Below are 14,855 nucleotides of genomic sequence, written 5' to 3' on the forward strand. Positions count from 1 at the left end.
TTTTTTATAGGGTATATAAAAAAGAGAAATATTATTATTTTATAAGGCCTTGTTGCGTAAATGACCTAATAGTTGGTCTGTTTAAAAGCTTATCAAGTTAGTACCCATTGTCCTTGGGGCATTCCAAGTTCTGTCATCTTGTTCATCACCAAAGATTTAGCATATAATTCTGCTCGCTGATAGTCTAGCTTCCTAGAGCGAAAATCTCCTCCAAAGCTTCTTTTAAAGCGATACATCGCCGTTTCGGCAAGCGATCTTCTATGATTGCCACTAAGCTTTTTCCGAAGCTGCCTAGCCTCATCATCTCCTCCCAAACCTTGAATGACTTTTAAGTTATCATTTCTTTTTTTCATCCAAGGTTTGTCCGTCTCTTGGCTTAGCGTTCCTCTTCTTCTTGGAGGCACTACAGGATCTATCCCCCGAACATAAGACGATCGATAGAAAGCTTGTCTATCATAAGCACCATCTCCATAAGTGGTCTTTACGCTCTTTGGCAGCTTGGGGATCATTTGGCTCGCCACTAAATCATCGGCCTTATTGCTATGTGTTAATTCACTCAAGATAATCTCATGCGAGTCTGGGCAAACGCTTAAGTGAATCTTTCTCCAAGTCCTCCGTTTTGCTTTGCCATGCTGGCGTACTTTCCATTCTCCTTCGCCATAAACTTTCACTCCAGTGGAATCAAAGGCTATGTCTGTCGGACGCTTACGGCTTAGCTTTGTAAGATCTTGCCCAAGCTCTTTAGCACGCCTACAAATGCGGGTATAACAAGGAACAGGCAATCCCAAATCCAGCAAAGTAATCAGCGATGACACAAACCCTCGCACAGCACGGAGGGGTAAATGATAAACCGCTCTAATCATCAACACGCATAGGATAGCGTCAGCAGAGTAAATTCTTGGACGGCCCTTCTTCCCCGTGCTTTTATTTTCCCTCCATCCTTTAATGGTTTCATCCGAAAACCATAAAGTTATGCTTCCTCTTTGTTCTAAAGCTTTGTTATAATCGGACCAGCTACGTATGCGGTAGTTAAGCTTTTTTTCCATAGCCTGCCTATATTTTTGTTTAAGCAAACTAGATTTTATAGCTCTTATGTGCTAAAGGGCAATCTTATCGCATACACTTCTTAGCATTTACGCAACAACGCCATTTTATAACACGATTTATAGGAAAAATTGTATGAAGATTTCATTTATTATTTAGCATTATCATTATATATTCTCGATACCATACAGTTTTTGCTCTCTTATTCTTGATTCTTAGCTTTTGTTTTTGTATCAGCTTTTAGCAGATCCATTGTATGTCTTTTCAAATAGATAGATTGTTGGGACCGTATTCTTTACGGACTTTGCTCTTGTGTTTCCCATAGGAAACATCTAATTGCCAAGACGTCTTATTCTCTATAGGCCAATACGAACGTGTTCTATGCCCAGTCTTTTCTGCGCTAGCCTTTTCACTACTAATATAGTATCTAACCTCTAGTGATGTTTTATTTTTAATAAGCCTGGTGCTGTCCATACAGATCAACGTGTGCAGATCCATCCATTCTTTTTAGGCAGCCAGTCTAACTCGTAAGTACACTAAACCTCTCGCTTTTCAAAACAATCTCTATTTTTTCTTTATTCAAAAAATTACCTCCACTCGCTTCTTTAAGGTATTACTTTTATGGCTTGTATAAAAAATTTTTTAGTTTGTGGATGTAATCCCTTGATTACCCTTTAGTGCCAGTGGATAATGCCCTTTTTCCTTGATTGCAAATTTGTTTAAGCTTATCCTTTTGAAATTCTGCTGCATTTATGGTAATGGTAGCTCCTTTGATATCAAGTATATCCAACAGCAAAAGGATGGCGATTATTTCGTTTGGCTTTTTATCCGTAGCAAGTCGACTAAGTATTAACTGATTCTCTGTTGCAAATGCATTGGCTACGTGAATAGCTTTTCCTTCACTAGCTGCGCCTTGAGAGCCTCTTAACGTTTTGCCATCTATAGCAATCACTCCTTTAATGGATCCAGCAATATTGTGTGGCCATTACACAAAAACATTTTTCAAAATCAGAAGCAGAAACATAGCGGAAAAATCTTTCTAACGTATCTAGCGATAACACGTTTGCTAGGCAAGCTCTATGCCTCTACAGCTAAGGTAGGTTAAAAAATGCCCCTAAATGGATTGTTGCTCAATCAGCTACCCCGTATAGAATCGCTAAGACAATGATGATAGTAATATCAAGCAAATTATAAATTTGATTTCTTTGATTTCTCACATCCTTTAATAGAGCAAAAACACTATTTGGCTTATGATTATCCATCCATCCCTCCTTTGTAGGGGCTAGATAGGGATAATTGTACTTCGTGCTATGTCACCTTAAATTTTCATGCAATTTTCCTGAATAAGCAATGGTTTTGGGGAGGGAGTTAATAGCAAAATTAAGCTTATTAAAAGAAAAGCGTATGGTTTTGTAAATTTTGAAAACATTAGGATAAAAATAATAGATTCTTTTTCTTAAAATAAGCTTTTACCACGCAAAACCCCGAAGAACCAGCAATTTAAAGCTTCGATAATCCATACTAAACTCTATTACCAAATATTATTAGCTACTGCAACTAAAGGTAGATGATCTGAAGGAAATTTATCGCGAAGGCTTTCGCCCGTATGATGATCATATAAAGCTTCTTTTTCTGAGGATACTTCATTTTCCCTATCCTCAAAATATTTTTTAGGATTTACATAGTAGTCAAAGTTAATTTTATTGACAAGCGGAGTAGGAAAGTGTTTATAAAGAATATGATCTAATTGAGCCCCAAAAGTATTAGGTTCAGGTGGGGGATATGGATCATTTGAGAAGCCAATAAATGTGCCTGATACCCTAACCTTCTTCTCTACAGCTTCTTCTGTAGTTTTTAAGTATAGCTCGCTTGAAACTTCTTCATACCCCTGATCCGTAAAATACTTTAGCTCGTCGCTTCCTCCATGTCCATTATCATCCTTATTATCCGGGAAATTATTATAATCTCCGCACACAAATACATGTCCTTTAATTTCTTCTTCTTTTTTTCCACCTTTAACTTCTTGTTTAATCCGCTCTACTGTGTTCTTATTAGCCTGGCATCTTTTTTCAAGCTCTAGGCAATTATGTAGATTAACCACGTAGAGCGGCTCCTTGTTGAAGTTAGGCCACATTACTTTCTTATTTTTTACTTCTTGATAAGTTAAAGGATAAAACTTGGCCATTAAGGTCACTCGGCCCCATCCATCTCCCCAATCATCAGAAAGTTGGTATGGAGTTTTCTCTGATGGCCACCACCTAAATACCTTATCAAGAGACAACACTGACATTTTATAAGCAATAACATTGATAAACGAAGCAGGGGTAGGATTATTTCTAAAAGAGATAATATCATACTCCTTATTACCAAGATTATTCCATAAGTCTGCCATCACGCAAATATTGTCTGCATTGCGAATTTCTTGAAAGCATATAATGTCGGGAGACTCCTCTAAAATTAGCTTAAATATGCGGCCTTTTCTGCTCTCCCAGCAAAGACTGGAGTCTTTTGCAACTTTATCAGAATTACAAACGTTATAAGACATAATTTTAATACTTAAATTTTTTACTTCTTCCTTTCTCTCTTCAGTGCCTTGCTTATCGAAACTAGTAGAATTAACATGATTTTTTGAAGGACTGTTGTTAGTTATGGGTGGATTCATATAAAATTACCTTTCATGATAGTGTACAAATATTACAGGAAAATCTATACCATATCTATAGTTTATTAAATTTTAAAAGGTTTTTTTCACGATTTTTTATTAACTCTGTGATGGGGACTATGTAGTTTTACACGATTTAAGGAGTCTTTCTCACTTAGGCAAGATTTTAAGAGCATCTTTTCTCCAAATTTTATATTCAAGCGCAGAATAGACTAAAAGGCATAGAGTCATTACCATTAAAAGAGCTTCAATTCTTTCTGGCTTTTTTAAAAAGAAAGAAGAGACTAGGAAATCCGAGCTTTTCAAGAATCTAAATCCTCTTTCTACACTTTGCTGTGCTTTATATGTTTTCAACACTTCCTAAGCAGGAAAAGCGGTTACGTCCATATCATTAGTTGCTAAGACGAAAAACCCTTTGCTCCTCTCTAACTCTGCTTTGTTAAGCAAAGAGCAAGCTACTGTACCTTCTAGGCGATAGCTAAGTAGTTCGACCTGAATTAACCTTAAAAATTTCTTCATTGCATCCATTTTAGAAAGAAAAATTATGAATTTTCTTTTAGCCCCAAGTTAAAAAACTGCAAATCCAAGAATTTTTGTTGATGAGTATGAAAATTGGCTAAAAATTAAGAGTTTTAGAGCAGGAGGTAGCCTTCAAGATAGAACGTCCAAGCAATTTAAAGAAGAAAACGAGTTTTTTTAGCCTGAATAAAGATGTTTGGGAGAATTTTGAGCGACTAGCCAGTTGTAAATTAAACGCATGTTATGGCCAATTCCACATAAAATGGCGTTAAAACAATCTCCCAAACGGCCCTTAAGGTAATTGCGTCCCAGTTTGCCATCATTCTTCATGTGGTCGATATGGGGTTCTATCGCTTGGCGTCTTTTGAGTTGAGTTTTAATCCAGTGAGTTAGGCCTTTTCTTTGCCCAGAAATAAATATGCTTTTACCTTCTACCGTATGACCTCGATAACCTTTATCTACAAAAGCTACTTCTATGTTCTTGCCGCTATTATGTTGAGCTTTCTTAATAGCTTCTTCAAGCGTATGCCCATCGTACGGATTGCCATGAATGGCTCTAACATCTAAAGCTAATCCTTCTTGATGGGTAATCACTAGTGAAGCCTTGCAGCCAAATTCATATCTTTTCTCAATTTTACCTTTAGCAATACATTCCACATGGGGCTCATGCAAGCTATACACCCTAGGCGAATCGTTTCTTTTTTGGTTAAAAATACGTTTAATAGTATCTAAAAGAAAGGAGCCTTCTTGATCTAACTTTTGTCCTTCTATCTTTCTTTTAAAATCGCGTATTACTCTTCCCAAGTAAGTATGCAGCCTTTTCTCTTCTCTTTTAGCTCTTTCCATTTGACGAGCATATGCATAACGAGCACGCATGCACAAAGCTGTTTTAGCTAGATTCTTGTAAGTTTGTCGCAAAGTAATTTGGTAATTATCAGCCATTTTTGTAAGCGCCTGAATAGACTTAAAGTAAAGCTTGGCATCGGTAGGAAAAGCGATAGCTTTAGGCATTATGGTTTATCGGCAATGACTTATTTAAGGCTTTTTTTTACCGCGCCTGTCAAAACTGCTACTGCAATCGTTCCTTGTAAGACTTTACTAAGTTCAACTTCTCTAACCTTAAGTCTCCATTTAATTAAAGAAGTAGGGTGGATAGGCAGCTCATACTGGAAATGATCATATCCGCAAAAATATTGCCAATAAGGATTTTTTACCCATCGATACACCACACTCTCATCCGATAATCCATACATGGATTGCAAGATAAAGAACCCTACAACTAGCCTTACAGGCATAGCTGGTTGGCCTACATTTTCTACAAACAGCTTATCAAACTCTTCTTCCAGCTGCTTTCATTCAATCAACTTGGATAGCTGGACAGCAGGATGATCTTGATTAAGTTCATTGCTAAAGAGGAATTTAAAAAGAAGGTCTTGTTGATTGTTTAGCTTATTTGGTTTCCTAGTAAACTTTGCAAGAAATTAAGAGTTTTGGAATGATTTATGCGTAAAGAAATCATAGCAATTTGGGAGGAAAAACGCTCTCAAAATCTTGTTTAAGCAAGAAACACTCCTTAAATCATGCCGAACTAAATATCCTTTAGCTGTAAAGCCATAGGTAGTTTATTGATAAAATGTCGAGAACTTTTTTGATTTTTCCTCCGGCTCTTTGTCATATAATCTGAACTACCGATGCAATAAAATCACTTCCTAAGCAGTTTAAAAAATTACCGAAAGTAAGGCAATTTTTTTCATAACTGAAATGATTTATACAGAATAATTGACAGGTTCACAGGCCATGCAATTTCCCTGCTTGTATTTTCAAAAAGCTATAAATTTTGACTTAAATTCAAAGATTAGCCACTATTCAGTCCGTCCAGCTAGAGGCCTTAAATAAGTTAAAGGCTAGGCTGGAAATATTTCTTTTATTTTAACTTTTTATTTAAAAAATTTTTTAACTTAAATTAGGTTTAACAATATGTCAATTTCGACTTCAAAATCAGCTTCCCCTTTAAGCAGAAGCTTGTATCCTAGGCTTGAAAAAGTTCCATCTATATATACAAGGCATAAACCTAATTCTTCCTCTCTCTTATATCCTAACTCAATATCTACCCTTTTCCATGGCTCCTGTATCAGCCAACAATCAATCAGTACATTTAGGCATATTAGAGTTACTAAAGTTAGTACATTAGAAAGTTCTCCTTGCCGATCTATTTATCCTCTAATAATTAAAAAAAGAGCTTTTTATAGCAAAAAGATTAATAGACAATTTAAAATACAGGAAAGAAGAATTGAGGAAATCTTAAAGAAAACTATTGGTGCATATAGGCTGATCAATGTACAAAAAGGAGTAAGTGGGAAAAGTTTAATAGAAACTAAGGATGGCCTGCAAAAAGTGGATTTAGATACAGTACAGAAAAATAGTAATGCAGATAGAAAAAGTACTGATATCTCTATGTTAGAGAAAATTGGGAAGATCTCAAAAAAACCTTTTTATTATTTAAGCCTCTTGGGAAGTATTATAGGTGTATGGGAATTTTTTGTTCCTAAAGAGGAAATAAATAACATTGATCTCTCTCCAGAAGTTTTATCTTCCTTAAAAGGGTTGATTCAAATACAGAGTTTTAATGGGTTAAATGATGCATTCAAAGCGCAAGAATCTACAATACAAAAAGTAGCAATTATAGGAACAGCAGGTTCTGGAAAAACTACTTTAGCTAAACAATATGTAAAAGATTATGAAAAAAAAATGAAAAGCCAAACGAATACTACCCGCACAGTATTCTTTGGTGACATGAAGAACATAGAAACTTTTCGTTATTCTTATAGGAAATTTGCTGAAAATTTAGTAGGTGACCTTCCTCTTGACGCCCAGGAATCGAAAGTTATTTCAGAGGTCAATAAAAAGCTTGCTAATAGGCCGAATTGGCTTTTTGTCATTGACAATGTAGATCCTATTAACTATGAAAGTTTGCAAACTTTTTTCCCCGACAGTTCAAAAGGAAAAATTTTACTTATCGCTCAGGAAGAGTTAAATGGAATAATGTCTTTTAATATACAAAAAAATTCTATTAGCGAAGAAGAAGCTCTTGAGATTTTCCAACTTAACCTTGGAAAAGATCACTGGGCTTTTAAGCAAGCGAATACCTCAAAACGTGAATTACTACGTCAAGTCTCTTACTTACCATTAGCTATCAAGCAAGCAGCTATTCATTTCAAATACACACAACAGGCTAATTCATTTGATCCTTTGGTAGATTCCTATCTCGCGCAGTTAGAAAGTTTTACAAAAAAACCAGAGAAGACTCATATATTAAATTTTTTTATTGATATGTTGAAATTTGTAAAGGTAGATAAAAAAGATCTTACCGCAATAGATGTTAATCAACTTTTAAAGGGTATATATTCTTTGAACATACAAGAATGCAAGCGAATACAGCCTAAAGGTGAGGATTGTATGTTTGTAATTTCTTTTTTTAATCCTTATTTTATTAATGAATCGATACTACGGCTTTGGTTTAAAGAGAAAGGTAAATCGGATGTATTTAGATCTACCTTAGATTTATTCGAGAATTATTCTTTAATTGTTAGGGATGGACAAGGTGGATGGAAAGTCCATCCATTTTTACAAGAAGTGCTTAGGGAAAAAGCGGAGGAAAAAGGAGAACCCCCCAAAAAAATTTTAACAGAATTCCTTTATTTTCTTAAAAAAAATTATAAATTAGATATGCGTTTTACTAATGGGTATAATCCTAAGCAAGATCTTCTAAATCACCTAGAATCTCTTATAGAGTTTGCAGAAAAGTATAACTTGAAAGATGAGCTAAAGCCTTGCTTTGTCCATCTTTATAATGTCGTAGGTAATTACCATGTGCAATCCAATAACTTTTTTGAAGCTCGGCAAGCATTTAAAAAAAGCTTACAGATTGCTGGAGTTGAATTAGAAGATTTATCATTTGAAAAAATTTGTAAGTTTCCGGAAAGGCATATAGAACTTCCTGCCCTTTGTGCTCAAGCCTTTCATTACTTGGGTAGAGTTCATTTTCACGCTGGAGAATTATCTCAAGCTAAAGAGCATTTTGAAATAGCTCTTGACATTCAGAGAAACTTGCTTGCTGATATTGTTTTAAGAAAAATAGTAGGTGAGATGACTCTGAGAAAAGGAATGGGTAAGATTACTCAGAGAAAGCTAGCAAATGATAGTCTACAGAAAAAAACCTTACTTGATATTATTTTAAAAAAAGAACTAGGAGACCTAGCCCAAAGAAAAGTTTTAGGAGATATTGCTTTAAAAAAAGTATTAAGTAACATTGATTTGGCTAGAAATCCCAATCCTTTCGATATTATAATTTTCCAAAGGCAGGGGTTAGGTTGGCTTCTTCTAGAGGGCAATGAACAACAAGTGTTAGAAGCAGAAAAACTTTATCTTAACCTATTTAAAGAAAAGGAAATCGTAGGCGAGAAAGAAACGCGTGATGAGTTTAATGAAGGATATTGTAACCTCCAACTGGGTAAAGTATATCTTAAGTTGGCACAAATATCCTCAGAAAAATATAAAAAGAATGATTACTATAGAAAAGCTTTAGAGAGACTGGAAGTAGGGAATAAGGAAAATGGCTTTAAAGGAGCTGTTGAGATGGTGCAAAGAGACCATATTAAAGCAGGTGAGATCTTTCTTTCTTTAGGGCAGCTCTATTTAGATATAGGTTGTAATTCTGATGCTCATAAAAAACAACAAGAATGTTTTGAACAAGCAAAGAACTATCTTGAACAAGCTTTAAAATATTCTAAAACTGATTGGAGGATTAGTGCTAAATCTAAACATTATCTTACTAAGCTTTATTTAGAAAAAAACTCTCCTGCTGAAGCATTTGTAGCCATTACTGAATCACTTTATTATTATAACAAATTAGGAAAAGGACTAACTAGGATTCCTCCTAAAGAGGCGCAGGAAGCTAAACAATTAAAAGAAGAAATTGTAAAAAGAATGCTTCAAAATGATAAATTTATCAATTATTTAATTGCGTATGCTTGAGGCCTAATGAAACGTCAGTTTTTATCTCTGGCAACTTTAAACATAAGCCTAGCCCAGCCTTCTACTCTGCTAGAAAGGTCAGCTCAGAAAAGCTAGGCGAAGCTAAAATGCAGGAGAATAGGTAAAAGGGGAGTAGAAAAAGAAAAGGCGCCAACAAATCGCCTGCTTAGCATAGGTAGAGAAAGTATCCATAAGATACTTTCTCTACCTTTCTTTTTATAAGTTTACTTACGTTTACGTTCTTGCTCGGTAAGGAAGCGTTTACGCATGCGAATGGCATCCGGGGTGACTTCGATCAGCTCATCGTCTTGAATATAGTCGATTGCTTGTTCGAGAGTAAATCTACGGGCAGGCACTAAGATAACGTTTTCATCACTGCCGGAGGCACGCATATTCGTTAGCTGTTTGCCTTTAGAAACGTTGACCATCAAGTCATTATCGCGGCTATTTTCGCCGACGATCATGCCCTCATAAATATCATCACCTGGTGAGACAAACATGGTACCTCGATCTTGCAAGTTGAAAAGCGAGTATCCTGTGGCTTTTCCTGGGGCCATAGAGACTAATACTCCACGTAGACGACCAGGAATTACACCTTTCCATGGGGAGAAGTTTTCAAAGATAGAGGTAAGAATCCCTAAGCCACGTGTTTGTGTTAAAAATTCATTACGGTAGCCCATTAATCCCCGTGTAGGCATTAAAAATTCCATACGGGTGATTTTATGCTCATCGGTATCCAGATGCTGCATTTCACCTTTACGGCGGGATAGCTCTTCGATCACTGTGCCGGCATATTCTTCAGGCACTTCAATATGCACACGTTCCATCGGTTCATTCTTTTCACCCTCGATTTCTTTAATCACGACGGTAGGCTTAGAGATACTAAATTCAAAGCTTTCGCGGCGCATTGCTTCAATAAGTACGGCCAAATGCAATTCACCTCTTCCAGCGACAGAAACTTTTTCATCCGTGGCATCGATACGTAAGGAGATATTTGCTTTTTTCTCTTTCTCTAGGCGCTCACGGAGTTTGTTCATGGTTACATGCTTACCACTACGACCTACAAAGGGGCTGTTGTTGACAGTAAAGTCGATAGAGACGGTAGGCTCATCCAGCTTGATAGGAGGAAGGTGAACAATTTTACCTGGATCGGTGAGGGTATCGCCGATCATAATTGAAGGGATCCCGGATAAAATTACAATATCGCCTACGGAAGCTTCTTCGAGCTCAATTCTTTCTAGGCCACGAAAGCCTTCTATGCGGGAAATCGTTGATTTTGTCTGCTTGCCAGAAGCATCAATGTGGATGACCTGTTGGCCTTTCTTAAGGGAGCCTTCTAAAATACGTCCTGAAGCTTGGCGGCCTAAGAAGTCGTCGTAGTAGATAGTAGAGACTTGCATAAGGAAAGGATTTTCAAGGTCCCCTTTAGGTTCAGGAACTGCATCGATAATCAATTCAAAAAGTGGACGCATATCTTCACGAGGATCATTAACATGTTGGGTAGCAAATCCCGATAACCCTGAGGCATAGCAATAGCGGAAGTCTAGTTGCTCGTCAGTGGCCCCTAGCTCATTAAAAAGATCAAAGGTAAGATCTAAAACTTTGTCGGGATTGGCATGCGGACGATCGATCTTGTTAAGAACGACAATAGGTTTTAGACCCATTTTAAGAGATTTAGATAATACAAAACGCGTTTGGGGCATAGGGCCTTCTTGCGCATCGACTAGTAGTAATACCGAGTTGACCATCCCAAGAATTCGTTCTACTTCCCCAGAAAAATCCGCGTGTCCAGGCGTATCGATAATATTGATTTTGAAATCTTCAAATTGGACGGCAGTGTGTTTAGCAAAGATTGTAATTCCCCGCTCTTTCTCTTGATCATAGGAATCCATGATACGTTCGGGTATTTGTTGATTATCTCGGAAAATATTGGACTGCTTAAGTAAGGCATCCAATAGAGTGGTTTTTCCATGGTCAATGTGAGCGATAATAGCTATATTACGAATCTTATTCTTTGATGGCATCATAAAGGTATACTTTTGTGAATTATTAATATGAAACTTATTAATGCTAACACGCTTTAAGTATAGATTTCAATGCTTAAAGTATTTTTTGCAAAACTAGGGAGCGTTTTATGTTGTTTAAATTACTATCTAGCCTTTAAACTGAATAACCCTAAAGCTAATAACTTCTCTCGGAGATTCGATGTGGAGGCGTCTTGGAAGCTACAATTCATAATAAAAAAGAAGATAATGACGAAGAACATGGCTATACTTTTAGCTTATTAGATTCAAAAAGAAGCCATCTCGATGATGTATTAAATGAAAAGCTTGAAGATGCTTTTCATCAGCATACCTCTGATATTGTTTTGCATGATGTAGCTAAAATTGCTAGCCAGCATGATCCTATTGATATGGCCCATGCCGTAACCCGTTTGCCTCCTCAGGCGCGTGTAATTGTCTATGAAAATCTTCCTGATTTGAATGGCAAAATTATTTTTATGATCAATACGAGCAGCTCTACACGCTCGGCAATCTTTCGGCAGATTGATGACAGCGAAATTAAAAGTTTGATAGAAAAAATGCCTCCTGATGAGGCAGTCTGGATCTTAGACGATATGTCTGATCGAAGAATGAGAAGAGTCTTTGATCTTTTAGAACCTAAAAAAGCGCAACGCATTAAAGAGCTTCAAAAGCATGACCGACATAGTGCGGGTCGCTTAATGACAGACGAATTTTTTGCTTTTCATATGAATACTACCATTGGGGAAGTGTCCGCTTATATTCGTGATAATCCGGGGATAGAGTTGACACGCCGTATTTTTGTTTTGAATGATGAGGGCCAGCTGGTGGGTTATGTACCGGGTCGAAATCTTATTGTAAATCCTCATTATCTGCCTTTGCGCCAAATCATGCGTCCAATTTTACAGAAAGTCACTGTAGATGTTTCTCGTGATGAAGTAGTAGATGTCGTCGAGCGTTATAAAATTCCCGCCTTGCCTGTTGTGGATGAAAATGAGCATTTAAGAGGAGTGATTACCTATGAAAGTGTAGTAGAGGCCATGGAAGATATTGCTGATGAAACGATTGCTAATATTGCTGGTACTGCCGAAGATTATAGGGAGTACGAACCTATTTTAAAAAGGTTTTTAGGAAGAGCTCCTTGGCTGATGGTGACTCTATGTGCAGGCTTAGTTTCTACCGGGGTCATGTCTCATTTTTATGATCGTTCTTGGTTTGCTTTACTACCTTTTTTTGTGCCTCTCATTACGGGTATGTCGGGAAATGTAGGGATTCAGTGTAGCACTATCCTCGTACGAGGATTGTCAACAGGGGATATTTCTCCCGGATATAAAAGTGAGGCTATTAGCCGTGAGCTTGCTATAGGCTTACTGATTGGATTAGTATTTGGTTTAATTTGTGGAACTGTAGTCTATCTTCTTAATTACTTTGGAGTGCACCATCTTCAGGCTGATCCTTTATCCCTAGGGATTACAGTTTCTTGCGGAGTGTTTGGGGCCTGCTTAGCGGCAACAATGCTAGGCTCTTTTTCGCCCTTCTTTTTTGTGCGGTTTGGCATCGATCCGGCGGTTGCTTCTGGACCTATCGTCACAGCTTTCAATGATGTATTATCCACTTTGATCTTTTTTCTCTTTGCTCGCTTAGTTTATGCTTTCATTACTTAAAGGAAAAAACAAACTTTAATAAGTGGCCACAGTTTTTAAATTTACCAGCTTAAGAGGCCTTAAGGAAGAGAAATTATGCCTAAAATTGAAGGAAAAGATGTGAAAGAGTATCTTACTTTGCTTAGCGTCAATTTAGTAGTAAAGGTAAAAAATCTTCGAGAATATGTAAAGGTTATCTATCGTTATTACCGCAAGCTTTCTTATGCTGTAGTGGATAGCTCACTTCTTCTTATGTATCTTTTTGATAATCCCTTTACCGTGAGTCGTCGCTATTTTTCTTGCCGCTCAGATAGCGAGGAATACATTTATGGAGAAACACCCTTAACCACATTAGAAAAAATTTCTAAAGAAGCGCGTATTCACCCGCAGGATCTTGTCATTGAACTAGGGTGTGGGCGTGGCCGTACCTGCTTTTGGCTACAAAAGTTTACAGGCTGCCGTGTGGTAGGTTTGGATATGGTTCCAGATTTTATTCTTCGTGCTAAGCGTATTCAGCATAAATTAAAAATTACCCATTTAGAATTTAAGCAAGAAAATTTTTTATTAGCAGATCTTACTAAAGCTTCTGTCATCTATTTGTATGGTACTTGTTTAGAAGATCAAACCATCAAAAGGTTAATTGAACAGCTAAAACAGTTAGCAGCAGGTACACGCATCATCACGGTCAGCTATCCTCTAACTGACTATACCGAGGAGCCTACATTTGAAATTATGAAACGTTTTTCAGCACCTTTTACCTGGGGGAAGGCGGACGTTTATATTCAAATTAAGAAATAGCTGGCAATAAGTCATGAAAGAATAGCAGAAAAATTTCTCTTTGGCGTACGTGAAAGTGATTTAAATTGCTAATTTATAAGAGAAGCTAACCAAAGTTTTCCATCCATACATTTTTTTTTCCATGCATGTATCCTTTAAAGGTCATGTGAAGGCATCTTTTAAACCATAAGCTTTTATGTTAGGGGATCTAATATTCAATCTACACTCTTTCTCCCCCTTCTGCTTGATAATTCTTAAGGTAGGCTTAATCAAGCAGAAAAGTGGAGAAAAAAACTTAAGAAGGTCGAGGGGCAACAAAGCCTTTTATAAAGAGCTATTGGGATTCATGTTTTGCCAATGATAATGATCAATTTGGAAAGTTAGCATCAGTATAAGCAGACGATAATCGATAGCCTGTTCGCGGAACAAAGTAGGATCTAGGATCTCTACCGTCCAATCATCTTTTAAGCTAAAAAAATGCCTCCATAGGTAGGCAAACACTTGATGGGTAGCAGGGTCGATAACGGTATATTTAGTGCCGCAAAGATTTATCTTTGCTGAAGCAGCATGATAGCCATCTGCACGATATAGATCGAAAATGGGGAAAAAGTGAACAATTTTTTCTTCTACTTTTCCTAATAATTGTTCGTCTCCATCATAAATGTCAAGGCTCGCTCCCCAATCAAAAAAACTCATATAAGCTTTTGCTTGTAATTTATTATGGGCATCATAAAACAAATAATGGGAAGCTCCTTCCTTAATATGCTTACGATGCACAGTTCCCATAGGTTGATCTTTAGAAAGAATATCGAAAGTATGGGTAAGAGAAATCCAATGCTGTCTAATAAAAAATTTTGAAGGGATCTCTTCGGCTTGAATGGTTAGCTTGTTAAAAGCTACAAAGAGAAATAGAAGGATGATTAGCTTTTTTTTTAGCATGTAGCCTCCTTAGATAGAATGGTAAATAGCAAGTGGGCTACCAACAATTTAAGTTTATTTCTTTTTAAAAGTCGATGAATTTTAATTACTGGAGTAGGCTTTAAAATTTAATGAGGGTAGAAAAAATTAATTAGAAGCTGTCTATGCAGGCCGCTAAGCTTGCTGCCTGTATTAAAATAATGGTTAGGGGATAGGCTTTTAGGTTGTTTTATAATT

General features: G+C 36.8%; 11 protein-coding genes and 2 pseudogenes. 4 read left to right on the forward strand and 9 right to left on the reverse strand.

The genetic code is table 11. The features are described 5' to 3' along the window. Window positions 1–92 precede the first annotated feature (92 nt). The 3 genes from DB42_RS04700 to DB42_RS04710 all read right to left on the reverse strand — a co-directional run bounded on the left by DB42_RS04700 (window position 93) and on the right by DB42_RS04710 (window position 1,996). On the reverse strand, window positions 93–1,046 hold the full coding sequence (locus DB42_RS04700; protein WP_044881957.1) for an IS5 family transposase: 954 nt from the start codon (window positions 1,044–1,046) through the stop codon (window positions 93–95). Window positions 1,047–1,308: 262 nt separating this feature from the next. Further along, window positions 1,309–1,542 (reverse strand): DDE transposase family protein, encoded by a 234-nt coding sequence (locus DB42_RS11845; protein ID WP_052435990.1) that lies wholly within the window; start codon window positions 1,540–1,542, stop codon window positions 1,309–1,311. A 169-nt stretch (window positions 1,543–1,711) separates the two neighbouring features. Continuing rightward, entirely contained in the window at window positions 1,712–1,996 is a 285-nt protein-coding gene (locus DB42_RS04710; RefSeq protein WP_052435991.1) for an ISAs1 family transposase, read from the reverse strand. Window positions 1,997–2,390: 394 nt separating this feature from the next. On the opposite strand from DB42_RS04710, the pseudogene DB42_RS10870 reads away from it, so the two are divergent. Continuing rightward, window positions 2,391–2,504: pseudogene (locus tag DB42_RS10870) on the forward strand (transposase); the annotation flags it as partial. Between the two features lie 71 nt (window positions 2,505–2,575). On the opposite strand, the gene DB42_RS04715 reads toward DB42_RS10870, so the two are convergent. The 4 genes and pseudogenes from DB42_RS04715 to DB42_RS10410 all read right to left on the reverse strand — a co-directional run bounded on the left by DB42_RS04715 (window position 2,576) and on the right by DB42_RS10410 (window position 5,520). Further along, window positions 2,576–3,706, reverse strand: coding sequence for an endonuclease/exonuclease/phosphatase family protein (locus DB42_RS04715; RefSeq protein ID WP_044881958.1), 1,131 nt, complete (start codon window positions 3,704–3,706; stop codon window positions 2,576–2,578). Between the two features lie 186 nt (window positions 3,707–3,892). After that, window positions 3,893–4,120, reverse strand: a pseudogene (locus tag DB42_RS11595) (IS1634 family transposase); the annotation flags it as partial. A gap of 282 nt (window positions 4,121–4,402) precedes the next feature. Beyond that, window positions 4,403–5,236 (reverse strand): IS5 family transposase, encoded by an 834-nt coding sequence (locus DB42_RS04725; RefSeq protein WP_052435993.1) that lies wholly within the window; start codon window positions 5,234–5,236, stop codon window positions 4,403–4,405. A gap of 20 nt (window positions 5,237–5,256) precedes the next feature. Next, window positions 5,257–5,520, reverse strand: a complete 264-nt coding sequence (locus tag DB42_RS10410; RefSeq protein WP_080502738.1) for a transposase — start codon at window positions 5,518–5,520, stop codon at window positions 5,257–5,259. A 682-nt stretch (window positions 5,521–6,202) separates the two neighbouring features. Between DB42_RS10410 and DB42_RS04730 the strand changes: the two genes are divergently transcribed. Then, window positions 6,203–9,259, forward strand: a complete 3,057-nt coding sequence (locus tag DB42_RS04730) for a tetratricopeptide repeat protein (protein WP_044881959.1) — start codon at window positions 6,203–6,205, stop codon at window positions 9,257–9,259. A 224-nt stretch (window positions 9,260–9,483) separates the two neighbouring features. Here the strand turns inward: DB42_RS04730 and typA are convergent, their stop codons facing one another. Then, window positions 9,484–11,283 (reverse strand): translational GTPase TypA, encoded by a 1,800-nt coding sequence (typA, locus tag DB42_RS04735; RefSeq protein ID WP_044881993.1) that lies wholly within the window; start codon window positions 11,281–11,283, stop codon window positions 9,484–9,486. A 206-nt stretch (window positions 11,284–11,489) separates the two neighbouring features. Here typA and mgtE point away from each other — a divergent pair, with 206 nt between their 5' ends. Together mgtE and DB42_RS04745 are read left to right on the forward strand one after the other, a co-directional pair. Beyond that, window positions 11,490–12,944: a magnesium transporter gene (gene mgtE, locus DB42_RS04740; RefSeq protein WP_044881994.1), complete on the forward strand. Its 1,455-nt coding sequence runs from the start codon at window positions 11,490–11,492 to the stop codon at window positions 12,942–12,944. A 75-nt stretch (window positions 12,945–13,019) separates the two neighbouring features. Next, a complete protein-coding gene (locus tag DB42_RS04745) occupies window positions 13,020–13,721 on the forward strand; it encodes a class I SAM-dependent methyltransferase (protein WP_044881960.1) in 702 nt (233 codons plus the stop codon). A 303-nt stretch (window positions 13,722–14,024) separates the two neighbouring features. Here DB42_RS04745 and DB42_RS04750 read toward each other — a convergent pair whose 3' ends face one another. Beyond that, window positions 14,025–14,639 carry a hypothetical protein gene (locus DB42_RS04750; protein WP_052435995.1) on the reverse strand — a complete coding sequence of 205 codons (615 nt, stop codon included), beginning with the start codon at window positions 14,637–14,639 and terminating at the stop codon, window positions 14,025–14,027. Window positions 14,640–14,855 lie beyond the last annotated feature (216 nt).

Source organism: Neochlamydia sp. EPS4, from assembly GCF_000813665.1.
Classification (GTDB): Bacteria; Chlamydiota; Chlamydiia; order Chlamydiales; family Parachlamydiaceae; genus Neochlamydia.

What these genes read in the sequence shown, in the direction of transcription:
- DB42_RS04700 (WP_044881957.1), bottom strand. Translation starts at nt 1,046, where the DNA reads ATGGAAAAAAAGCTTAACTACCGCATACGTAGCTGGTCCGATTATAAC.
- DB42_RS11845 (WP_052435990.1), bottom strand. Translation starts at nt 1,542, where the DNA reads ATGGATCTGCACACGTTGATCTGTATGGACAGCACCAGGCTTATTAAA.
- DB42_RS04715 (WP_044881958.1), bottom strand. Translation starts at nt 3,706, where the DNA reads ATGAATCCACCCATAACTAACAACAGTCCTTCAAAAAATCATGTTAAT.
- DB42_RS04725 (WP_052435993.1), bottom strand. Translation starts at nt 5,236, where the DNA reads ATGCCTAAAGCTATCGCTTTTCCTACCGATGCCAAGCTTTACTTTAAG.
- DB42_RS10410 (WP_080502738.1), bottom strand. Translation starts at nt 5,520, where the DNA reads ATGCCTGTAAGGCTAGTTGTAGGGTTCTTTATCTTGCAATCCATGTAT.
- DB42_RS04730 (WP_044881959.1), top strand. Translation starts at nt 6,203, where the DNA reads ATGTCAATTTCGACTTCAAAATCAGCTTCCCCTTTAAGCAGAAGCTTG.
- typA (WP_044881993.1), bottom strand. Translation starts at nt 11,283, where the DNA reads ATGCCATCAAAGAATAAGATTCGTAATATAGCTATTATCGCTCACATT.
- DB42_RS04745 (WP_044881960.1), top strand. Translation starts at nt 13,020, where the DNA reads ATGCCTAAAATTGAAGGAAAAGATGTGAAAGAGTATCTTACTTTGCTT.
- DB42_RS04750 (WP_052435995.1), bottom strand. Translation starts at nt 14,639, where the DNA reads ATGCTAAAAAAAAAGCTAATCATCCTTCTATTTCTCTTTGTAGCTTTT.